Source organism: Paenibacillus oceani (assembly GCF_014705615.1).
Taxonomy (GTDB): domain Bacteria; phylum Bacillota; class Bacilli; order Paenibacillales; family NBRC-103111; genus Paenibacillus_AB; species Paenibacillus_AB oceani.
Genome location: NZ_JACXJA010000003.1, coordinates 252,492 through 274,340, shown reverse-complemented (window position 1 = coordinate 274,340; position 21,849 = coordinate 252,492). Strand labels below are relative to the sequence as shown.

15 protein-coding genes and 2 pseudogenes are annotated in these 21,849 nt (G+C 57.8%); 4 read left to right on the top strand and 13 right to left on the bottom strand.

The window, feature by feature from the left end:
- Positions 1-117 precede the first annotated feature (117 nt).
- A complete protein-coding gene (locus tag IDH45_RS03015) occupies positions 118-3,327 on the bottom strand; it encodes an efflux RND transporter permease subunit (RefSeq protein ID WP_190924521.1) in 3,210 nt (1,069 codons plus the stop codon).
- A 290-nt stretch (positions 3,328-3,617) separates the two neighbouring features.
- On the opposite strand from IDH45_RS03015, the gene asnB reads away from it, so the two are divergent.
- A complete protein-coding gene (gene asnB, locus IDH45_RS03010) occupies positions 3,618-5,462 on the top strand; it encodes an asparagine synthase (glutamine-hydrolyzing) (protein WP_190924519.1) in 1,845 nt (614 codons plus the stop codon).
- Positions 5,463-5,572: 110 nt separating this feature from the next.
- On the opposite strand, the gene IDH45_RS34905 is transcribed toward asnB, so the two are convergent.
- The 6 genes and pseudogenes from IDH45_RS34905 to IDH45_RS35400 all read right to left on the bottom strand — a co-directional run bounded on the left by IDH45_RS34905 (position 5,573) and on the right by IDH45_RS35400 (position 14,742).
- Positions 5,573-7,852, bottom strand: coding sequence for a helix-turn-helix domain-containing protein (locus IDH45_RS34905; protein WP_190924517.1), 2,280 nt, complete (start codon positions 7,850-7,852; stop codon positions 5,573-5,575).
- A gap of 101 nt (positions 7,853-7,953) precedes the next feature.
- Positions 7,954-10,005: a right-handed parallel beta-helix repeat-containing protein gene (locus IDH45_RS03000; protein ID WP_190924515.1), complete on the bottom strand. Its 2,052-nt coding sequence runs from the start codon at positions 10,003-10,005 to the stop codon at positions 7,954-7,956.
- Between the two features lie 101 nt (positions 10,006-10,106).
- The gene (locus IDH45_RS02995) at positions 10,107-11,645 is read right to left on the bottom strand and encodes an extracellular solute-binding protein (RefSeq protein WP_190924513.1); all 1,539 of its coding nucleotides are present in this window, start codon (positions 11,643-11,645) and stop codon (positions 10,107-10,109) included.
- A gap of 56 nt (positions 11,646-11,701) precedes the next feature.
- Entirely contained in the window at positions 11,702-12,583 is an 882-nt protein-coding gene (locus IDH45_RS02990) for a carbohydrate ABC transporter permease (RefSeq protein WP_190924511.1), read from the bottom strand.
- A 1-nt stretch (position 12,584) separates the two neighbouring features.
- Positions 12,585-13,541: an ABC transporter permease gene (locus IDH45_RS02985; RefSeq protein WP_190924510.1), complete on the bottom strand. Its 957-nt coding sequence runs from the start codon at positions 13,539-13,541 to the stop codon at positions 12,585-12,587.
- A gap of 428 nt (positions 13,542-13,969) precedes the next feature.
- Positions 13,970-14,742: pseudogene (locus tag IDH45_RS35400) on the bottom strand (IclR family transcriptional regulator).
- Positions 14,743-15,283: 541 nt separating this feature from the next.
- Between IDH45_RS35400 and IDH45_RS02975 the strand changes: the two are divergent.
- Positions 15,284-15,568 (top strand): YolD-like family protein, encoded by a 285-nt coding sequence (locus IDH45_RS02975; RefSeq protein WP_223836353.1) that lies wholly within the window; start codon positions 15,284-15,286, stop codon positions 15,566-15,568.
- Positions 15,569-16,024: 456 nt separating this feature from the next.
- Here IDH45_RS02975 and IDH45_RS34595 read toward each other — a convergent pair whose 3' ends face one another.
- From IDH45_RS34595 to IDH45_RS02965, 3 genes and pseudogenes are all read right to left on the bottom strand, one after another.
- Positions 16,025-16,147 (bottom strand): hypothetical protein, encoded by a 123-nt coding sequence (locus tag IDH45_RS34595; RefSeq protein ID WP_263364760.1) that lies wholly within the window; start codon positions 16,145-16,147, stop codon positions 16,025-16,027.
- Positions 16,148-16,230: 83 nt separating this feature from the next.
- The gene (locus tag IDH45_RS02970) at positions 16,231-16,569 is read right to left on the bottom strand and encodes a beta/alpha barrel domain-containing protein (RefSeq protein WP_190924504.1); all 339 of its coding nucleotides are present in this window, start codon (positions 16,567-16,569) and stop codon (positions 16,231-16,233) included.
- Positions 16,566-17,153 (bottom strand): annotated as a pseudogene (locus IDH45_RS02965) (dihydrodipicolinate synthase family protein); the annotation flags it as partial. The gene IDH45_RS02970 and the pseudogene IDH45_RS02965, both read right to left, overlap by 4 nt.
- Before the next feature lie 428 nt (positions 17,154-17,581).
- On the opposite strand from IDH45_RS02965, the gene IDH45_RS02960 reads away from it, so the two are divergent.
- Positions 17,582-17,815, top strand: coding sequence for a hypothetical protein (locus tag IDH45_RS02960; RefSeq protein WP_190924502.1), 234 nt, complete (start codon positions 17,582-17,584; stop codon positions 17,813-17,815).
- A 497-nt stretch (positions 17,816-18,312) separates the two neighbouring features.
- Here the strand turns inward: IDH45_RS02960 and IDH45_RS02955 are convergent, their stop codons facing one another.
- From IDH45_RS02955 to IDH45_RS02945, 3 genes are all read right to left on the bottom strand, one after another.
- On the bottom strand, positions 18,313-18,963 hold the full coding sequence (locus IDH45_RS02955) for a non-canonical purine NTP pyrophosphatase (RefSeq protein ID WP_190924500.1): 651 nt from the start codon (positions 18,961-18,963) through the stop codon (positions 18,313-18,315).
- A complete protein-coding gene (gene rph, locus IDH45_RS02950) occupies positions 18,947-19,705 on the bottom strand; it encodes a ribonuclease PH (RefSeq protein WP_190924498.1) in 759 nt (252 codons plus the stop codon). The genes IDH45_RS02955 and rph overlap by 17 nt, the downstream gene beginning before the upstream one ends.
- Positions 19,706-19,891: 186 nt before the next feature.
- A complete protein-coding gene (locus IDH45_RS02945) occupies positions 19,892-20,947 on the bottom strand; it encodes a GerMN domain-containing protein (RefSeq protein WP_190924496.1) in 1,056 nt (351 codons plus the stop codon).
- A 352-nt stretch (positions 20,948-21,299) separates the two neighbouring features.
- Between IDH45_RS02945 and IDH45_RS02940 the strand changes: the two genes are divergently transcribed.
- Complete coding sequence (locus IDH45_RS02940) at positions 21,300-21,827, top strand: phosphatidylglycerophosphatase A family protein (RefSeq protein ID WP_190924494.1); 528 nt, start codon at positions 21,300-21,302, stop codon at positions 21,825-21,827.
- The last annotated feature ends 22 nt before the right edge of the window (positions 21,828-21,849 follow it).

The window sequence follows — 21,849 nt, the reverse complement described above, 5'->3', positions numbered from 1 at the left end:
CTAGTTTTGAGCAAGCCGTACATTTATCCCGGGTAAATGAGCGGCTTGTTGCCCTATATCTAGTGTAGTAGCTAAATTATGAACGAGACATGAATGTTCATGTCGAATTTTGTCGTTTTATTCCCAATTCGGCTCGTTATGAACCGTCTTCCGGCGGAACTTGGCCAGAAACTCGTACACGATCGGCACGATCACAAGCGTCAGCAGCGTCGAGCTGATCAGCCCTCCGATTACGGTAACGCCCAGCCCCTTGGAGATCAGGCTGCCGCTCGTACTCTCGAAGCCGAGCGCCAGCGGCAACAGCGCGCCTACGGTCGCAAGCGCCGTCATCAGAATCGGTCTGAGACGGGTCGTCCCCGCTTCGAGCAGCGCTTCGCGTACGCTCAGCCCCTCCCGCTCCTTATGCAGGACGCGGTCCAGCAATACGATGGCGTTCGTGACGACGATGCCGATCAGCATGAGCGCGCCCATCATCGCAGAGGCGCTGATCGTCTCGCCGGCGATGTACAGAGCGGCCAAGCCCCCGATTACGGTGAACGGCAGCGAGAATAAAATCGCAAACGGAGTCAATGCTCCGCCGAACGTAATGACGAGCAGCAAATAAACGATCGCTACCGCTGCGGCCATCGCGAGGCCGAGCTGGGTAAACGTCTCGGTGATCTGCTCGGTTACGCCGCCGAATTCCACCGCGATGCCGGACGGCAGGCCGAGCGCGTCGATCGCGGATTGTGCGGCGGCTGACGCTTTGCCGACGTCCTTGACGGTAATGTCCGCCGTTACGTCCGCGTACAGCCGCCCGTTTTTGTGCGTAATCGTATTGGGCGACGAGCCTTTCTCAATCGTGGCGACGTCTTTGATCGGCACAGCCGATCCGAGGGGAGACGTCAGGGTCGTATTCTCGATGTCGGCCAAGCCCGCCGGCTCGTTCTGCTCTGCGTTCACGTAGACGTTGTACGGCTTGCCGTCCGCCTCCACCTCGGTCAATACCGGACGGGTGCGGACCGGACTCAGCCTCATCGCGATTTGTCCGGCGGTCAGACCGAGCTTGGCCAGCTTGCTCGAATCGGCTAATACCGTGTACTGCTCATACGATTTGGACAGGCTGGACTCGACTTTCTCGAACGAGCCTTCCGCCTGTAGAGCCGCGATCACCCGGTCGACGGCCGGCTTGATCTCCTCGGGCGAATTGCCGAATACGGTAAGGCTGAGCTTGCTGCCGCCGAACCCTCCGCCAAAATCCATCTGACCCCATTTGCCGGCTGCGTCCAGCTTCTGCAAATCGGCGACGAGCGCCTCCTTCTCTTCTGTAAAGTTTTTTGTCGAGCTCTCGTACTGCACGTAAAATAAGGCGGATTTGCTCGGCCCGAAACTCATCGGCGTCTGGCCGCCGACCGAATATTGCAAGTTCGTCACACCGCTGCGGCCGAGGATCCGCTTCTCCGCTTCAAGCGCCGTTTCCTCCACGTCCGCGATCCGCTGGCCCGGTCCCGGATTATAGGTCACCATCGCATATTTCTGTTCCTCCTCCGGGAGGAAGCTGACGCCGACGAGTCCGGTCAGTCCTAGGCTGAGGGCGAGCAGCAGAACCGCCGCGATAAACACTAGCGCTTTGCGGTTTAGCGAGCCTTGCAGCACATGTCGGTAAAAGCGGGCGATCGCTCCCGGTTTGTCTTCATGCCCTGCCTTGCCTTTCAGCCCGCTGCGGAACATGAAGTGGGCAAGAGCGGGCACGACCGTAATGGCGACGAGCAGCGACGCCAGCAGCGCAAAAACCATCGTCAAGGCAAACGGCAGGAACAGCTGGCCGACCGGTCCGCTGACGGCGCCGAGCGGCAGGAATACGGCAATCGTGACGAGCGTTGACGACAAGATCGGGACGAACATCTCGCGGGTCGCATCCAGTACGAGCGCCTTGCCCGACAGCTTCTCCGTACTGAGGCCCATCCGTCTGTAGTTGTTCTCGATAACGACGATCGAATCGTCGACGACCCGCCCGATCGCCACCGTCATGGCGCCGAGCGTCATAATGTTGAGCGTAATATTCATCTGCTTCAGGACGACCAGCGCGATAAGCAGCGACAGCGGAATGGAGACGACGGATATTAGCGTCGTCCGGATATTGCGCAGAAACAGCAAAATAACGATGACCGCGAATAACGCGCCGAACATCGCCTTGTCCAGCATCGTGCTGACCGATTCCTCAATCGGCTGCCCCTGATCCATCAAAACAAGCGTCTCCATGCCGGGGAATTGCTCCTCGAACTGTCTGGCCTTCTCCTTCACGCCGTTCACGACGTCCACCGTGTTGGCGGCAGGCGCCTTCGTCACGCTAATGCCGACCGATTCGCTGCCGTTCGTGCGGGAGATCGACTCCGCCTTGCCGACCAGCTTGACGTCCGCGATGTCCGCCAGCTTCACGGTCGGAAGGCCTGCTGTAGCCGGCGCTCCGGCTGCCCCGCCCGGAGTTATGCCGGCACCCGAAGCGGCGTTCGGCTGCTGCGGGGCTCCGGGGGCAACGGCCGTACCGGGAGCAGCGGCCGCTCCGGGCATCGCTGCGGCTCCTGCAGTTGAACCGGCGGCGGATGGAAGGACCGGGATGCTGAGATTGCGCAGATCGTCCAGGGTGCGGATATTGCCGTCCACGACAACCGTTTTTTCGGCGTTCTCCATCTCGAATAAACCAAGCGGCACTTGAATCGCCGATCCTTGTACGATCGCTTTGACCGTCTCTTCGCCGATTCCCAGCTCCGCCATTTTGGCGCGGTCGAACGTCAGCTCCACTTCCTGCACATACTGTCCGGATATGCTGACGCTGCCCGCCCCGTCGATCCCTTCCAGCATCGGCCGCAGCTCGTCCTGAACGAGCCGGGTCACTTCCTCGAGCTGCTTCGTTTTGCCCGATACGCTCAGCGAGATGACGGGAAAATCGTTGATGCTGATTTTCGAGACGCGTATATCCTGCACCCCTTCGGGCTTGACGAAATCGGCCAGCACCCGGCGCAATTCGTCCTCGGCTTCCTTCATATTTTTGTCATAGCCGTACTCGATCATGACCGACGCCGCATTCTCCATCGATGTCGAGCTTACGGTGCCTACGCCGGCCAGCGCCCGGATTCGAAGCTCCAGCGGCTTGGCCAGCTTGTCCGCCACTTCCTGCGGCGCCGCTCCGGGATAGATGCCGGTAACGGTTAATACCGGGACCTCGATGTCCGGGATCGTCTCTTTCTTCATCGTTAATCCGGCGTACAAGCCGGCCGCCGTTACGATCAGCGTCAGGATCAGGATGGCAAATTTATTGCCAAGCGAAAATCGGATTATACTTTTCAACGGAATACGCTCCTTGTCTTATCGGAATAGGGCGTGCTGCACGCTTCCCCTATTGTGCTCCAATTTCAAGAAACCCAACATCAAATTGGACATTTTCTGCAAGAAGCTCGTATTTGTTTTCACGGTTAGCGCAGCGGCTTAGTAATGTTAGATGGACAGACATGAAACACCCGGCTGCCGCATACGTTGTTAGTATCGTTTTGGGCCTTTTCTCCCTGATTCGGCGTCGCAAGACGTTTTTCTTTGGAAATCGGCAGTTTCACACCTTAGCGGCGAGAGGATGAATGGACATGTGCGGAATAACGGGATGGATCGACTGGCGTAAAGACTTGACCCAATTTCCGTCCGTGCTCGTAAATATGACGGAAACGATGGCACTTCGCGGTCCGGATGCGTCCGGCACGTGGCTTTCCCGGCATTGCGCGCTCGGACACCGCAGATTAAGCGTGATGGACCCGGAGAACGGCGCCCAGCCGATGACCCGGACGAGAGGGGACACCGGCTATACGATCGTATATAACGGGGAGCTCTACAATGCGATCGAGCTTCGCAAAGAGCTGGAACAGCGGGGCTACTTATTCTCGACGAACTGCGATACGGAAGTGCTGCTGGTGTCGTACATCGAATGGGGGCGCGCGTGCCTGGACCGGCTGAACGGCATTTTCGCCTTCGCCGTATGGAACGATACGGAACAGACGCTTTTTCTGGCCCGGGACCGGCTCGGCGTGAAGCCGCTTTTTTACGCCGTGCGGGATGGTATGCTGCTGTTCGGCTCGGAGCCCAAGGCGATTCTTGCGCACCCCGATTTCCCCGCGGAGGTCGACCGCGAAGGGCTCGCGGAGCTGTTCATCATCGGCCCGGCGCGAACGCCCGGACACGGCATCTACAAACATATGGCGGAGCTGAAGCCCGGCCAGTGCATGACTGTGGAGCGCAGCGGCATCTCGGCCAGAACGTACTGGAAGCTGGAGAGCAAACCTCACGGGGAAGATGTCGAGACGACAGCCTCGCACATTCGCGAACTGCTGATCGACACGGTGGAGCGTCAGCTTATATCCGATGTGCCGGTATGCACGCTCCTGTCCGGCGGTCTCGACTCCAGCGCCTTGACGGCGATCGCTGCCGAGTATTATAACCGGACCGGTCAAGGGATCGTGGACACGTATTCGGTCGATTATGTCGACAACGACAAACATTTCAAGGCAAATGTATTCCAGCCGAACTCCGACGCCCCGTGGATTCAACGGATGGTCCGGCATCTGGGAACCCGGCACCATGACGTGACCTTCGATACGCCGGAGCTTGTAGAGTCGCTGGAGGATGCGCTTCGGGCGCGCGATCTGCCCGGGATGACCGATGTGGACGGATCGCTTTATTTATTTTGCCGGGAGATCAAAAAAGGCGCGACGGTCGCCATCTCGGGCGAAGCCGCCGACGAAATATTCGGCGGTTATCCGTGGTTCCACCGCGAGGAATCGCTCAATGCGGATACGTTCCCGTGGTCGCTGTCCGCCGGCATCCGCACCGGGCTGCTGTCGGATGAAACGGCCGACTGGCTGCGGCCCCGCGACTATTTGGATCAGCGGTACCGGCAGGCGCTCGAAGAAGTGCCCCGTCTCGCCGGTGAGGAAGATACGGCCCGCCGGATGAGAGAGATGTCGTACTTGAATATTACCCGGTTCATGCCGACTCTGCTCGACCGCAAAGACCGGATGAGCATGGCTGTCGGCCTCGAAGTACGCGTCCCCTTCTGCGATCACCGGCTGGTGGAATACATGTGGAACGTCCCGTGGGAAATCAAGTCGGCGGGCGACCGCGAGAAAGGGATTTTACGCAAGGCGCTTAAAGGCCTCTTGCCCGACGACGTGCTGACCCGCAAAAAAAGCCCGTATCCGAAAACACACAACCCGAACTACCTGGCGGCGACCCGCAGCCGGGTGCAGCAAATCTTGAACGACCCTTCCTCGCCTGTGCTGCAGTTTCTCGACACCGATCATCTCCGCCGTCTGGCCGCTCCGGAGACGGCGACGATGGATCTGCCCTGGTTCGGCCAATTGATGTCCGGCCCGCAGCTGTTCGCTTATATCAGCCAAATCGATGCCTGGCTGCGCGAATACAAGGTGTCGATCCGCTGAGTTCCGGTGCAGCTTTCTGCGCAGGAAAGGAACAGAATTCGCAAAAGAACAGCCATACGAAAAAGGAAGAGAGCCTTCGACCGCCCTCTTCCTTTTGTCTGTTTGCCGGTTCACTTCCGCGACCGGCAGTCTTCCCGGTATTGTCCGGGCGTTACGCCTTCGGCTTTGCGGAAATAACGGATAAAGTTGGCCGAGCTGTTGTATTTCAGCTTGTCGGCGATTTCCGCCACTTTCATCTCCGTCTCGGCGAGCCAGCGCTTCGCCGTCTGCAGCCTGACCTGCATGACGTAATCGCTGAAGCTCATTCCGGTCTCGCGGCGGAACACTTTGGCGATATAGCTGCTGCTGTAATTCATCCGGCTCGCGCACGACTCCAGCGTCAGCTCCATGTCGCATTCGTTCTCGATCATTGCGATCACTTCGCGGGAGATGCTTCTGTAGCGGGTTTTGCGCTGCTGTTCGAACGTTATGATGGCCGGCTCGATGACGGCCTGCAGCAGCCATTGCTCGATCTCCGCCGCCGTGCGCAGCCCAAGCAGCTCATGGAACGGCGAGCGCCCTTCCGGACCCGGCAGCCGCTCCGCCTCCGCCCCTCCGCCATCCTGCACGACGCGCAGCAGCTCGGTCAGCAGCCTGACGTATGACATGGAATAATCGTGATGCGTCCAGTCGTTGGCGAACACGGCCCTCCCGAACTCGGCGAGCGCCGGTCCGATCCGCTCCCGGTCGGCCATCTTGACCACATCGACGACCGCCTGCTCCAGCTGCGCCGGATAGTTGAAGCGGAGCCTGCGGTCCGGTTCCGGCTCCGCTTCCTCGATAAACAACACGGCCTCGTCGCCAAGCTTCATCCGGTACTTGAGCGCCTCCGCCGCCTCCTTGAATGCGGTCCGGGCGCAGCCGAGCTGCTCGTGCCTGCGGCTGATGCCGATGCTCGTCTTAACACGCAAGTAACGCTTCACTTCCTGCTGAATGCCAAGCGCCAGCTCGTAGGTCTGTCGCTTCAGTAGCGCCTCGTCGCCCGCTTCGCAGCCGACGATCGTAATCTGCGAACGATCCGATACGACGGGCAGCAGTCTCGTTTTCGCCGGTATGAGGTCGGTCACCATATTGTTAATCGCAAACATGATCAGATCGCGGTCGTTGTCTCCGTATCGCGAACGGTCGTAGGAATCGATCTGCAGGACGAGCACAATATACGACGTCCACGTCCGCGCATGCTCGAACAAAGCGAGCTTCTCCTTAAGCTCGTCCGGTCCCGGCTCGTTCTGGAGCAGCTTCAGCACGAAAAATTCTTTCAACTGCCTCGACTGGCCCTGCAGCTGCTGAAACAGCTCGGATTGGGCGCTCATCAAGCCGGACAGCCTGGAGCCGATCAGCTCCCATTCGTCCTCCGCCCCCGCTCCCTCCGTCTGTCCGCCGGCCGCCGGTCCGGAGGCGCTCTGGACGAGCCTGCGGATCGGGGAATACATTTTCCCCAGGCCCCAATACGCCAGCGCGAACGCCGCCAGCGCCACCGAACCGCAAAGCGCCACCGTGAACAAGCCGATCTGCTTCGACAATCTCGACATTTCGCCGATCGGCACTACGGATATATACGTCCAGCCGTTATACGGCGAAGTCCGGTACGTCACCTCGACTTCGCCGTCCGGCGTGCCGCTCGTATAGTGGCCTTCGTCCTGCTCTCCGGCGAGCGGGCTCAGCAGGCGGCCGAAGGGGAGCGTCTCGAAAGGCCGGCCGTGCGCCGACCGGTCGCCTCCCGCCAGCACCTTGCCCTTCTTGTCGAGCACCAGGACCGTGCCGCCGAAGCGGATCTGCCCGATCAGCTTCTCGAATTCGTATACGGGGATGGCGATCGTAAGCAGCCCTTGCGGTGATTGGGCATACACCGGAATTTTTTTGACCAGGCGAATCCGCTCTCCCTCGTCGATCCAATACGACGTCTGCGGGTCGGCGGCATACTCGGCCCATGGGTCGGCCAACCGGTCGAACCGCGACAGTCCTCCAGCGTCGATCATCCAGTTATGGTTCAGGTCGATCAGCTTGATATCGTGAATGCCCCATTCGTGAGCTTGCAGCTGGTTCATGCCGGTAAGCAGATTGTTCACGATTTTGAAATCGTGCGGCGACAAGCTGACGTCCAGCGCTTCGGTTACGAGCGGAAGCCCGGTATATTGTACGGCTGACGCATCGGTCATGCGCAGCACCTGTTCGACCTTCGATTCAATCTGCAGAAGAAGCTGGCCGTTGCTGTCGCGGACGCGCTGCTGCAGCATATCCGACGCCTTGTAGTAGGAAAATATCCCCATAACGGTGACCGGCACCGTTACGAGCAGCAGGCTGAACGCGATCAGACGAACTAAAAACCGGGATGAACGCTTTTTTCTCACGGGCGCTTACGACCTCCGGATACACGGTTGTTACTTGTCATTATAACACGCAAGCGCCAGGCCGCAGCCTGAGCGCTCGCAAAAATGACATATATCCGCGGTTACGCCTGCAACGCTTCGTATTTGCCGAAGGGCAGCAGCGCCGGAGGATGGAACGAAACCGCCGCGTTCGTCAGCGACACCGGCACCGGCGTCCGCAGCACTACGACCGATCCCTTGATGTACACGATTTCGTACGAAGCCGGAGCGCCCGCGATCGCCAGCACGTCGCCGACGCGCAGCAGGCTCGCATTGTTCACCGTCAAGCCGGCTGTGCCGGAAGCGACCGTGCCGGTTACTCCCGTCAGCGTCCCGAACGTACCGCCGGTCGTCGCCCGGTACCCGTAAAACGAATCCGGAGCGGGCGGCCCGTCCGGGACGATCGTATCGCCCGCGGCGACCGTAAGTTTTTCCGAAGTAAGAGGGACGCTGTCCACGTAACGGATGACATGCTTGTCCCCGGTATCGATGCCGGGCGACTGGATGCTGGAGCGATAGCCGCCCTGCTTGCTCCAGACCGTATTGTCGCGGATCGTCACCTCCTTCATCGCCGTACCGAACGTATAAAACGACTGATGGCCCTGCATCGTATCGAACGTGTCGGAGATATGATTGCCGACGACACTGACCCGCTCCAGGTTGCCGACGAGGAATACGGCGGCGCAATAATCGCGGATGCCGTGCTGGTATATGCCGGAGTTCGCGATCACATTGTCGCGCACCGCGATATTGACGAACCGGTTCGGCTGATTGTGCAGCCCGACCTTGATGCCGGCGACCGGCGCGTTCGTAATCACGTTATGGGAGACGAGCACATTGGCCATATTGCCTCTAGGCGTGATGCCGATCGCATAATTGACCGAATCGATGAGCGTCGCCCGCTGGACCGGCTCCATCTGGAACTTGATCGTATTGCCCGCCACGAGCAGCGTGTCGTAATCGCCGTCGAGCACCCGGTTCGGCGACAGGTCGAGTACGGTGCTTACGCCGCTGCATTCCCGCTCCGCATGCTCGGCGTTGGCCAGCGAGATCGTATTGTTCGTAATGTTGACATTGTGCAGCGTCTTGTCGGTTATCGACCAGAGACGGACGCCGTGCGCGGCTTTGCTGAATGTATTGCCGGTTACGGTAATGTCCGAATTGTCCCGCGTAACGGCCGTATTTTGGCTTTGGCTGACGACGTTGACGCCCGTTACGTATCCTTCGCTCACATTGTTCGCAATGACGGCCAGGCCGTTGTGCGTCTCGATCGCGCCATATGCTTTTTCGGCGATTTCCGCCAGGAAAACGTTGCCGAGCGCGGCGTGGTTTTCGCAATTGAAATAAACGGCGGAATTGTCATAGTTGGCCTGGCCCCGGGCGCGCACGAACCGGAAGAAGCAGTCGCGTACGACCGCGAACTTGGAGCCGTCCCCATTAAGCGTAACGGCATTGATTCCGCAAATGGAGACGAAGCGGACATTGTCTACAATAACGTGCTGGAACCGGTAGATCGCAATGGCGTATTGTCTGGAGCCGTTGTCCGCGACAGTAACGTTGCAGGTCGTATTGTTGCTCGCGTTCTGATCGATCGTCAAGTTGCTGATCGACACGTTTTCGATATACGTATTGTTCGTCGCCGGCCCGAAGATCGTCTCGTAATCGCCGGCATCGTTCTTCACCCGGATCACCGCGGCGTGGCTGCCCGTCAGGCGGATGCCGCTGTGCAGCACGATCCGCGTCGTTCGCGTAGGCGACACGATATACGTCCCCGCCGGAAAAAAAACGATCGGCTTCTCCGCAGCCGTATTCGCGAAATTGATCGCCTGCTGGATCGCCTGCGTGTCGTCCTTGACGCCGTTGCCGAGCGCCCCGAACCATTTGACGTTCACCATCGGAAACAGCTCCGCCAGCTTCCTGTTCACATTCGTCAGCAGCCCCTCCGGTACGTTGCCTCTGCCAAACACGCTCTCCAGCAAGTCGGCCGCATTGTCCCGCGAAGCGGCCTCCGCGACGCCGCCCGACATCCACGATCCGGCGGCCAGCGCGCCGGCCGCTCCCATCGAGACGAGCAGCTTGCGCCGGCTCATTGCCTTGTCCATCCCGGCTGCTGCCGGCCGATTGTCCTTGTTCATTCCTACCATCCTCCTTGGCGATTGACGGCAGGTTTCTCTCCGCTTGCAGTCTCCGGTCCCGGGTAAAGCGCCCCGGCCAGTCGGCCCGGCCGGTTTCTCTATTATTTCTGCTTCGCCCTCTCCAGGAAGGAGGCGATTTCTTTCGACAGATCGTCGCCGACGCGTTTCTTCCATTGTTCGCCGGCCGCGCGGAACGCCGCTTCGTCGATTTGACCGAGAATATATTTGTCCCTCGCGTCGGTGATGACATTCCCCATGCTCGCTTCCTTGTTGATCAGCTCCTGGGGCGGGATAAACGATTCAATTACGCTCGCAACCCCGTTTTTCTCGTTTTCTTTCCACAGCCGCTTGTATTTCTTGACCATCTCGTGATCGGAAGGCCACTCCACGACCGCCGGCTGTACGCGCAAATGAGCCAGCTCCGCCGCCTGATCCTTGAACAGCTGCTCGTTGATGTAGACCGGAATGCCGTTCTCCAGCTTGTAATGAACACCCTCGACGCCCCAGGCCGCCAGCATCAGCACTTTCGAATCCAGCGCTTTATCGAAGTAGGCGAGCGCTTTGCGCAGTTCCTGCTCGGTTTTGATGCTGCTTTTCGGAAACATGATCATCCCCGCGTGACCCGGGAACGCCATCGTTTTCGCCCCGCCCTTCCCTTCCAGCGTCAGCACGAAATCGAGCTTCGCCTCCGGAAACAGCTTGTACAGATCGGGATGCCGGTTGTAGGCGTCGTCCAGCACGCCGACGTACATGCCCGCCTTGCCCAGATTGAAGCCGTCGTACAGCTTCAGCCCTTTCAAAGTGACGTAATCCGGGTTGATCAGCTTCTCCGCGTACATGTTGCGCAGCAGGCTGACCGCTTCCCCGTACTCGGGCGTCATATGCATCGCAACCGGTTTCCCGTCGCGGACGCCCCAGCCGTTCACGCCGCCTTGGGCAATTCCGAACATACGCACCATCGCGTCGATATTGTCGCTGGTCGTCGTCAGGCCGAACGTGTCGTGTTTGCCGTTGCCGTCCGGATCGCCGAGCGTGAACGCCTTGGCGATGTCGTAGATGTCCTGCACGGTTCGCGGAGGCTGGAGCCCGAGCTTGTCGAGCCAGTCCTTGCGGTAAATGAAGCCCGTGCGCACGAACGGTCTCGCCCGGAAAATGCCGTACGTTTTACCGTCGATGGACGTATGAAACGCAATCGTGTCGTTCCAATACGATTTCAGATTCGGATAATCCGCGATGTACGGGCCGATCTCCCAAAATGCCCCCGCCCGCGCCGCATTTAAAATCGTGGAGCTTTTGGCGTTCAGCACGACGATCGCCTGCGGCAGGTTGCCGGATGCCAGCGTGACGTTCAGCTTATCCTCGTACGTGGCCGAAGGTACGTACGTCACTTGCAGCTTCGTGTTCGTCAGCTCCTGGAGCGCCTGAAACGCCGGATTCGATTCGTTGGCGGCCGGCGGCTGAGCGTTGTAAAACGGCGACATCATCGTCATCCTGAACGGCTCGCCCGCTCCCCCGGCCTCCGCACCCGGCGCCGGGGCCGAACCGCTCCCGCAGCCGGCGAGCAGCGCAGCGGACAGGCCGGCCGCGACCAGCAGCGAGGCGGCGGCTCTGGTGCGGGAACGTTTTTGTCTGCCTTTCATCGGAGATACATCCCCTTTCTGTACGACTCGGACCGGATCTCCCGCCGGTTTGCGGTCTAGCCTTTGACCGAGCCGAGCATTACCCCTTTGGCAAAATGCTTCTGCAAGAACGGATAAACGATAAGCACCGGTACGATCGCAACGACAATCACCGCAAATTTGACGCTTTGCGGAGGGACGAGCGCGGCCGTCTCCGCTGCCGCGTTCGAGTCTGCAAACCCGCCCGTGGACAAAATGACGATTTGTCTGAGCCATACCTGGATCGGCCATTTGTTCACATCGTTAATGTACAGGATGGCGGTAAAAAAGGAATTCCAGTGGCCGACCGCATAAAACAGGGCGAACGTGGCGATCGCCGGCATCGATAATGGCACGACGATTTTGCACAAAATTTGCAGATCGTTGCAGCCGTCGATTTTAGCCGATTCCTCGATCCCCTCCGGAAGCTGCTGGAAAAAGTTTTTCAGCAGGATGACGCTGAAGGCGCTGATCGCCCCGGGAAGCCATAGCGACCAGTACGTATCCAGCAGGCCGAGCGCCTTGATGACGAGAAACGTCGGAATCATGCCGCCGCCGAACAGCAGGGTGAAAATAATCATCAGCATCAGCCAGCTCCGCCCGCGCAAAGCCGTTCTGGACAGCGGATACGCCATCGTGGCGGTAAATGCGAGATTGATCGCAGTGCCGACGACGGTGATAAACATCGTTACAAGCAAGCTGTTGAATATGATCGGCGTCGAGAAAATGTACCGGTATGCGGCAATCGATAACGTGTCCGGAATCACTATAAGCTTCTTGACAAGCAGTTCCTCCGATGTGGCAAACGAGCCGGCCAGCACATAAAGAAACGGAGCCAGCGTAGACAAGGCGAACAAAGTGAGGACAGCGACATTCACAACATCGAACAAGCGGCTCAGCACGGCGCGGTTGCGAATCATCTCAGTACACCCCTTCCTCCCCCATTCGTTTGGCCAGCTTGTTCGCAGCCATGACGAGGATCAGGCCGACCACGGACTTGAACAGCCCTACCGCCGTGCTGTAGCTGAACTGCCCTTGCTGCACGCCGACCGTGTAGACGTAAGTATCGAACACTTCCCCGACGTCGCGGTTGATGGAATGAAGCATCAGGAAAATTTGCTCGAACCCGCTATCGAGAAAATGACCGAGCCGCAAAATCAGCAAGATGACGATCGTCGTCTTCAGCGCCGGCAGCGTAATGTTCCATAGCTGCTGCCAGCGGTTCGCCCCGTCGATGCGGGCGGCTTCGTACAGCTGGGGGTCGACCCCGGCCAGAGCGGCCAGAAAAATGATCGTGCCCCAGCCGGTTTCCTTCCAGACGACCTGGGACGTAATGAGCGAACGGAACCAGTCCGTCCGCATCAAAAAATGGATTTTCTCCAGACCCACCGATGCGAGCAGTTCGTTGACCAGCCCCCCTTCGGCCGACAATAATACGTACACGATGCCGACAACGACGACCCATGAGATAAAGTGTGGAATATATACGATCGTCTGCACTGTCCGCTTGAACAGTTCCTGCCGCACTTCGTTCAGCATCAGCGCAAACAGAATCGGCAGCGGGAAAAAAAACAGCAAATTGTATAGCGCAAGCAAAATCGTATTGCGGAACAGCTTCCAAAACCACGGATCGGTAAAAAACGTCTCGAAATGTTTGAAGCCGACCCATCTGCTGCCCGCCACGCCGGAGAACGGCTGGTAATCCTGGAAGGCAATCAGCACGCCGAACATCGGGACGTACTTAAAGAGAAGAAAATACAGCACCCCGGGAACGAGCAGCATATAGAGCCACCGGTCCCGTCTCAGATCGCGAAGGAGCCGCATGCCGTACGCCGTCTTCGTGTTCCCGGACACCGCTTGCGCCGGCAGCCCTGGCATCGTTGTCCACCCGCTTTCGCCAAGATGAAGGTTATGTCCCAACGTTACCGGAGGGCGGCCGTTTCCGTCTATATTCATTTGCGGCTTTTTCCCGCCTCCCTTGGCCGGACAAGCGTTTTACGAATCGGAGCATTCCTGAACGGGCACGGAATATTCTTCGGAGGCACAACAAATTCTCCCGAAGCGGGATGAGAATACGAGTACGAATGCGAATACGAATGCGAGTACGAATACGAATACAAATGCGAACAAGCTTTATCGCATTGTTCGATCCCGGCAGCGGGCCGCTCCTTCCTTCCGGTTGCCTCACCGATCCGGAGAAGCCGGCTTTTACCGCATCGCCCGGTTCAACCAAAAAAAAGACCGCTCCCGCCGGAACTTACATCCGGACAAGGCGATCTCGGTTTCGCAATTACGTGCTCCGCAGCTTACAGCCGCATCGTGCCCATCGGGACGTGTCCCATCTTCATCGAGATCCGTCCCGCCATCTCGATCAACAGGGCGGACAGCTCGTCCAGCCGCTCGTTCAGCTTCATGGACAGCGGTGCGGATATACTGATGCCGGCGGCCACTCTGCCTGTCCGGTCCAGCACGGGAGCGGCGATGCAAGCCCGGCCGAGCGCCAGCTCCTCCATCTCCACCGCATACCCCGACTTGCGGATATCCCCCAGCGCAGCGACGGCGTCGTCGATCTGAACGATCGTTTTCTCGGTATACCGGGCCAGCGGGGCTTCGCCAAGCAGCTGACGCGCCTCTTCCTCGGGAAGAAAAGCAAGCGCGCCTTGCCGATCGCCGTACAGTGAAGCGGATTGCGCCGGCCGACAAACGTATACATGCGCGGGGAGTCGTAGCTGTCGACATGGGCCAAATAAAAGACGGTCCCGTTGTCGAGGATCGCCAGGTTGGCGTCGATGCCGGTTTTCCGCTCGATTTCGTACAGCTTCGGCAGCGCCTGCTTGCGGATCTCATAATGATTAAACGCAATGCCGCCAAGCGTGACGATCTCCGGTCCGAGCGAATAATAGCCGGTCTGCTCGTTGCGCACGACGTAACCGATCGACACCATCGTAGTGAGCAGCCTCGATACGTTGCTCTGGGTCAAGTTCAGCTTTTTGGAAAAATCGATTACTCTTAATTCCGGCTCGCTGTCGGAGAAGCACGATAAAATCGCCAAAGCCCGCGTGACGCTTTGGGTAAGCATCGCTGTAGATGCTTCGGGTTTCAGAGTTAAATCCCTCCCTCGGATTGCACATTATACAATTTAATTGCAAATGATATATATCCATTTTATAACCAACCGTTGTAAGATGCAAAGTGATTTGAATGATCATTAATATGAAAAGATCTCCAATTCCACTGTAAAGCGGCTGAGGCTGAGGTTGAGGTCTTTATTCTCATGTCTGGCATCAGGACCATTGAATAGGTGGAGCTGGAACGACGCAAAAAGCTAAACTCCCTTCACATAAAGAAATCTCACTTGAACGAAAGATTTCAATGGCATTTGAATGCATGCAATGATTGCTTTAAATATTACGATTTGGGAACATGAACTTGACAGTCCCGGCCATTCTTTGCAGATGTGGAAAACACCCAAACGACATCTGTCATTCACCTTTTGGTAGAATTAGTGATGGTCTGACCCCGTTATGAACCGGAAAAAGCCGACGAATAAGGATTTACGTTTTCTCTATAGTTCCGAAAATGGTAGAATTGCTACAAATGTTCTTGTGGGGGTGTCTGGATTGACTGGAGTTCCGAAGCCAAAAAAGAAATACGATGCAAAACGCCCAACTCGGGATGAGTTTGTGTTGGAAGAGCTCGCGAACCAATTAATCGAAGCGAAGTCTGAAAGTTCAGAAGTGTTATTGACGGTTTGGGGTATGGAACTGCCTGTTCGTGGTCGAATTGAAAATATGGACTCTCGTACTGGTAAAGTGCACATCCAAAAGAATGGTGAAACTACAAAAGTTGCATTCATGGATATTATGAAGGTCGAGACCAGAGGAATAGACACGGAAAGTGAATGAGTTGGGCAGAATACACGTCTCAGGGGGAAATGAGACCGGTCCAACACACGGCGGTAGTTAAAAATGCTCCCCGTCGGGAAAGAGGATGAACCGCCTCGGCTGAAGTGTATGCGGGTAAACACCAGTCCAGCTCACCAGCTTGTCCAGCCAAAAATCCGGCTTAAACGAGCGCAAAACTCATAATCGTTTGGCTTGTCGATTGTAAAGTCACCGTCCGGTATAAAATCCGCCGCGAGACAGCAGGTGATCGCCTGAATGTCCTGCGGCTGTGCGTCTCCCCCCAGCGCATGCGTCTCCCACTTGCGACTCTGGCCGGCTCGACAAGGAAAAGCCCCTGTTCTGCTTTAGTCCGGTGAATGGCGTAACGCCGATCGAAGAGGCACAGTCGGAACGAACGCTTCAATCATGTGGCCGAGGAGACGATGAGTGCCCATCTAAAGAAAACATCCCGTTCCACTAGTGCGGTTCGGGATGTTTCCGGCTCCGGTGCTCTTCGCACCAGTCGTTGCCCTCCCCGCCGAACCGATAGATCCGAAGCAAACATCCGGAACGAAGCCGCTTCTCCGTTACCCCTTCCACGCCTCGTCCTCCTCTTCTCTGTGTGCTCGAGCACACCTCCCGGTTCCACAAGGCGCCGCGAACGGACTTGCAAACAGGCCGCTTCATGACTGGGCGCCTCCGGCCGCGATCGTATTAGACCGCCCGACTGCAGCTTCGGCTTCGCAAGCGGCCTCGACTTCCGCTTCGGCGACATATCGCATAATCGTCTCGTACATCCGGGTCGCCTCTCCGCTCTTCGAAGCCGGTAATGATGGCAGCGGGCGTCTGGGCTCCCCGCATTCGATTCCGCGCAGCCGGATCAACTGCTTGATCGCGCCGAACAAGCCGAGTTCGCGCATATCGGCAATGATTCCGTTCACCCGGAACTGCCAGCGCTGAGCGTCCAAAAGACGGCCTTGGCGGATGTGCGATTCGATCCGCAGAAACAGCTCCGGCATCACGCCGTACGTCCCCCGATCCCTCCGTCGGCGCCCATGACGCGTCCGGCCAAATATTGCTGATCCGGGCCGTTCATCACGATGAACTCGTCGCCGCCGCTTGCCTTGAACTGCTGCAGCTCGTACGTGCTGAACACGGTCACTTTCATCCCGACCAGCCGATCCGGGGCAGCCTCCCGAAGGTCGCGGACCAACCGCGGCGTCACCTGAAACCCGGTCGCACCCGGGATATGATAAATCAGAAAAGGCAGATCCGCACTGTTTATCGCTTCCAGCCAGTAATCCTTCACCGCCTGCTCGGTGTAGGCATAATAAAACGGAGGCACGGACGAAATCGCGTCGGCCCCCGCCCGCTCGGCATGGCGCGCCAGCTCGGCACTGTCCTTCGTCGTCATCGCCCCGGTATGGGCGGTAACGGTAATACGTCCGCCATTCTCGGCCGCAACGGCCTCCAGTACCCTTTTGCGCTCCTCTACCGTCTGCAGCAGCCCTTCACCCGTTCCGCCGCCGACATATACGCCTTGAACGCCTTTATCGATTAAAAAACGGGTCAGACGTTTGACCGCCGCTTCGTCAATCTCCCCAAACTCGTCATAACAGGGGAGTTCATCGCAACATGAACCCCCGAAAACTTGCTACTCAGCGCAAACTCTCCCATCTTCCGAGCCTCCCCTTGTGAGTCTGATGACACTTTCAGACTCATTATAGTTGAACAAAACGCATATAACAATACACATTCAAATTACAACAATTAATTTCTTAATACGAAATTAATAAACCTTTTTACCCCCATTTTTTAGATAAAAGAAGGAAGTGTCATTTCACATTGCGAGTCTTATCCAGTCACATACGTGAGGAGGGGGCCTGGAAACCTAACACTTCCGCCGCTTCCGTAAAGCGCAGTGTTTGTCCGATCATTGGGTATATGGGTGCAGGGGGACGGATGCCGGGTGCAGCGTGCGGGTTTGCCGGGTGCTAGATGCGGTCGTGTGAGGGGAGGGCGCAGCGTACAGGTTTGCCGGGTTCGTTACGGCGTGCGGGAATACCGGCGGCCGGAGACGTCGTGCGGGTTTGCCGGGTTCAGGGTGCGGATGCGAGGTGCGAAGTGCGGGATTACCGGGGTGAGAGTTGCGGCGTGTGGCGTGCGGGGGTTCGGGATGCCGGGGTTGACGGGGTTGACGGGGTTGACGGGGTTGACGGGGTTGACGGGGTTGACGGGGTTGACGGGGTTGCCAGGTACCGGGGGTAGGGTGCAAAGTGACGAGGGAGAGTCGGGATGCCGGGGCCGCGCGTTTAAGAGCGATTTGTACCCGTTATTTTGGCGAAAATGGGGTTCGAAGCGAAAATAAGAGCGGTTTGCAGCTCGTAAAATGCTCGTTGAGCCGTACTTTCACCTGTTTCGCTGGAAATAAGAGGTACAAACCTCCCTTAATCACCAGCAGCAGGCCATGATCGGCCTAATAAGAGATACAAACCGCTTTTATTTGTCAAAGCGGTTGCCCCGCGGAGCCCGCTGCCGCTGACAGCGAGCCGCAGCCTTCCTTTTGTGGCTTACACGTCGCCGCCAAAAGGCCGGCTTCCTGCTGCCGGCGCCGGACCGAGCCCTGAGCGCGAGCCTGCTCCGCTCCATACGATCAAACTCCCTGACCGCCAAAACGGTCAGGGAGTTCCGCCCTACTGATCCGAGCAACTGTGCATCGGGCACAGCTTGCCGGAAACGATTTTTTTCGCGTTCGCGATACGGTATTACCCCTTCAGCAGCTCCTGCAGCTTGCGCAGCGCGGCAGCACGGTGGCTGATCCCGTTTTTGGCTTCCATCGGCATCTGGCTCATCGTCTGACCGGCACCCGGCACATAGAAAAGCGGATCGTACCCAAAGCCGCCCTCGCCGAGCGGCCTGTCCACAATGACGCCGGCGCATTCGCCCTCCACCGTTTGCTCAGGGGCATCCGGGTCGTACAGCGCCAGTACGCAGACGAACCGCGCCGGACTCAACAGCCGGACTTCTTCGCCGGCGACGGAAGCTGGCTCCGGCACGATCGCGCCTTCTTCCACAAGCCGGTTCAGCTCTTGCAGCAGCTTAGCGTTATTGTCGCTATCCGCCGCGCCTTCTCCGGCATAACGCGCCGAGTATACGCCGGGAGCGCCGTTCAGCGCATCGACGCACAATCCCGAATCGTCGGCGAGAACCGGCAGGCCGAACGCTTCGGAGATGACTTTGGCCTTTTTGCGCGCATTCGCCTCGAACGTCTCTCCGTCCTCCACGATATCCGGGGCATCCGGAAAATCGTTCAGACTGCGCACCTGAATGCCCAGCGGTTCAAACAAACTGGCGAATTCCCGCGTTTTCCCGCTATTCCGGGTCGCGACGACGATCTCTTTATTTAGAGCCCGCATTCGCTTCAGCCCCCACGACGGAGACGATCGGCCCAAGCGTCTCCTTTTGCTTCGTTATCATCGCCTGGATGCCCGTCTCGGCTGCGGCCAGCAGCTCGTTCAGCTCATCGCGCGAAAACGGCGAATCCTCACCCGTTCCCTGCACCTCGACAAATTTGCCCTGTCCGGTCATCACGACGTTCATATCAACCTTCGCCTGCGAATCCTCTTCATAATTCAGATCGAGGCATGTCCGGTTTTTGACGATCCCTACACTGACCGAAGCAAGGTAGTCGGTAATCGGCGATTTGCTCAGCTTCTGGTTCTGCATCAGCTTATGGATCGCATAGCACAGCGCCACGAACGAACCTGTAATCGAAGTTGTCCGCGTCCCCCCGTCTGCCTGAATAACGTCGCAGTCGAGCATAATCGTGCGTTCCCCGAGCGCCTCCAGATTAATGACCGAGCGGAGCGCACGGCCGATCAGACGCTGAATCTCCATCGTCCGTCCGCCGACCTTACCCTTGGCCGATTCGCGCTGGTTGCGCACTTGCGTCGCCCTCGGCAGCATCGAATACTCGGCCGTGATCCAGCCTCGGCCCTGTCCTTTCATAAACGGCGGCACCTTCTCCTCGATCGTCGCCGTACAGATCACCTTCGTATCGCCCACTTCGATCAGAACGGAGCCTTCCGCGTGCTTGATATAATTCGGCGTAATCTTTACCGCTCGCGTCTCATCGTATTGTCTTCCGTCGCCTCTCATGTCTTGCACCCCTGTCTAATCTATTTCCCGCTATAGCATTCGTTAAAGTCCGCCGGCACTTTCGCCGCAAAGACTACCTCATTTTACCAAATACCGCTTTGAAAAGAAACCAAGAATACAAACGATCCCCGCGGACAAGGCGGAAGCTGTCGCGGCTTCGCTTACGCCTGCCCGGGGGACCGGTAGCTACATCTTGAGCGCGTTGACGCCGTTTGGCCGGGAAACCGGCTTACTGTAGTTCTGGTTGTCGGTCGTCGTGACTTTGACGTCGTCGTTCACTTTAATTTGTACCTTAGCATCCCCGGCCGCTTCGGTCAAGGACAAGACGACCGATTGCAGCGCTTCTCCGGGAGCTTTCCGGTCCGGACCAAGCAGCGTGTCGGTAAAGTTGACCGTAATGATGCCGTCCTTGGACTCGATTTTGGGAAGCTCGACCGTAGATGCCATAACCGAGGATAAAGCGGATTTCTGCAACGGACCGGCGATCAGCTGCTCCAGCGTCGCTTTCGCCTTGTCGTCGGTAAGCTTCACCATCCGCGTCACCGGCACATAGTAAGGTTCCTGATTATCCATTTGCCCGAGGAAATACAGCGTTACCGGCGTAGACTGCCCGAACTCGGCGCCTTCCGCACGCTCCACGTTGATCCCCATCGCCCGGCTTAAAGCGCCATTGATCGGCAGGCCGCCGAGCGGCATCTGTTTCAGCTCCTTGCCCTCCACCCAGATCCGCACTTCCTGTACGTTCGAATAACCGGTTAGCGCCCAAGTGACCGCTTCCAGCAGTTTCCTTTCGTCAACTGCGCTATAAGTGGTAAATTCCTTGGAGAAATCGACCGTCGCTACCTTGGTTTCCGGATTGATATCGAGCCCTTTGACCGTGGTCCCCTTGGGCAGCAGCCCTGTGAATCCGGCCGGTACGACTCCGATGCCCGCGCCGTCCACCATATACTCGAGCGTTTTGCGGGCGACCGCGTCGGTCGTAGGAACCTGAACCGTTACCGGAGCGACGAAATTGTTCCTGTCTTTCATATACAAAGTAACCGCAACACCTTTCTGCTGCACGCCTCCATTCACAGGAAGCGATGTAACATTCGGCGTCTCTGCCGCTCCCCCGGTACCGGTCGCGCTCTGCGGCGGATCGATCGGCTGGCTTTCCTTCGACTTCAGCAGCGAGCAGCCTGACGTCAAGAGAACGGTAACACCGGCGACGGCGACCCATGTCGTCCATTTTGTTCGTCTCATATGGAATCCTCCTCTTTGTCCTTGTACTACTAGAGGTTGTTCAAAAAGTCCACTTTTGATCACGATGCAGATCAGGAAGGCCTACTCGACATCGAATATGGGATTCAGCCAGAACTTCCGGTGCTCACGTAGCTGCCACTACGCTCCGCTCCTCATTTCCTAGCTTCATCCCATCTTCTCGGTGCTGATAACCGGACTTTTTGATCTCGTACTACTATGTATACGAGCTCCCGGAAATTTCATGACCAGTTTTTGTCCAATTGCGGGTACGGGCCATTCGGGTCTCATGAAACGGGAAACGTTGGGCAACAATGTAAAAGTGGCCATATGAGCACGATACGGAGGGATAACGTTGACTTACAGCTTGAACAGCCGCAAAGTGGCGGAAACGACGGCGGAATGGCTGCGCCAGAGAGGCGTGGACAAACGGGAAATCGGAGAGCTGGTGCTGTTTCTCCAGAAAGATTATTTCCCCGGCTTAACGCTGGAGGAATGTCTGGAATCGGTAGATCGCGTGCTTTCCAAACGGGAGGTGCAAAACGCGATATTAACCGGCATCCAGCTCGACGTGCTGGCCGAAGAAGGCAAGCTGCTCCCCGCGCTGCAGGAAATGATCTTTAACGACGAAGGGTTGTACGGGTGCGATGAGATTTTGTCGCTGTCGATCGTTAACGTGTACGGGAGCATCGGCTATACGAATTTCGGTTATATCGACAAGATGAAGCCGGGCATCCTGAAACGGCTGAACGAGAAAAACGGCAAGGACGTCCACACGTTTCTCGACGATATCGTCGGGGCGATCGCCGCCGCGGCCAGCAGCCGGATCGCCCACCGGATGCAGGCGGAACGGGAAACCGACGAACTGGTCGACGGGGGATGAACGACGGACGGTGACTGCGAGA

Coding starts and splice junctions, on each gene's coding strand:
- IDH45_RS02985 (WP_190924510.1), bottom strand. CDS start 13,541: ATGCCAGGGCTGCCGGCGCAAGCGGTGTCCGGGAACACGAAGACGGCG.
- IDH45_RS02955 (WP_190924500.1), bottom strand. CDS start 18,963: ATGCGGGCTCTAAATAAAGAGATCGTCGTCGCGACCCGGAATAGCGGG.
- IDH45_RS02995 (WP_190924513.1), bottom strand. CDS start 11,645: ATGAAAGGCAGACAAAAACGTTCCCGCACCAGAGCCGCCGCCTCGCTG.
- asnB (WP_190924519.1), top strand. CDS start 3,618: ATGTGCGGAATAACGGGATGGATCGACTGGCGTAAAGACTTGACCCAA.
- rph (WP_190924498.1), bottom strand. CDS start 19,705: ATGAGAGGCGACGGAAGACAATACGATGAGACGCGAGCGGTAAAGATT.
- IDH45_RS02945 (WP_190924496.1), bottom strand. CDS start 20,947: ATGAGACGAACAAAATGGACGACATGGGTCGCCGTCGCCGGTGTTACC.
- IDH45_RS03000 (WP_190924515.1), bottom strand. CDS start 10,005: ATGAACAAGGACAATCGGCCGGCAGCAGCCGGGATGGACAAGGCAATG.
- IDH45_RS02990 (WP_190924511.1), bottom strand. CDS start 12,583: ATGATTCGCAACCGCGCCGTGCTGAGCCGCTTGTTCGATGTTGTGAAT.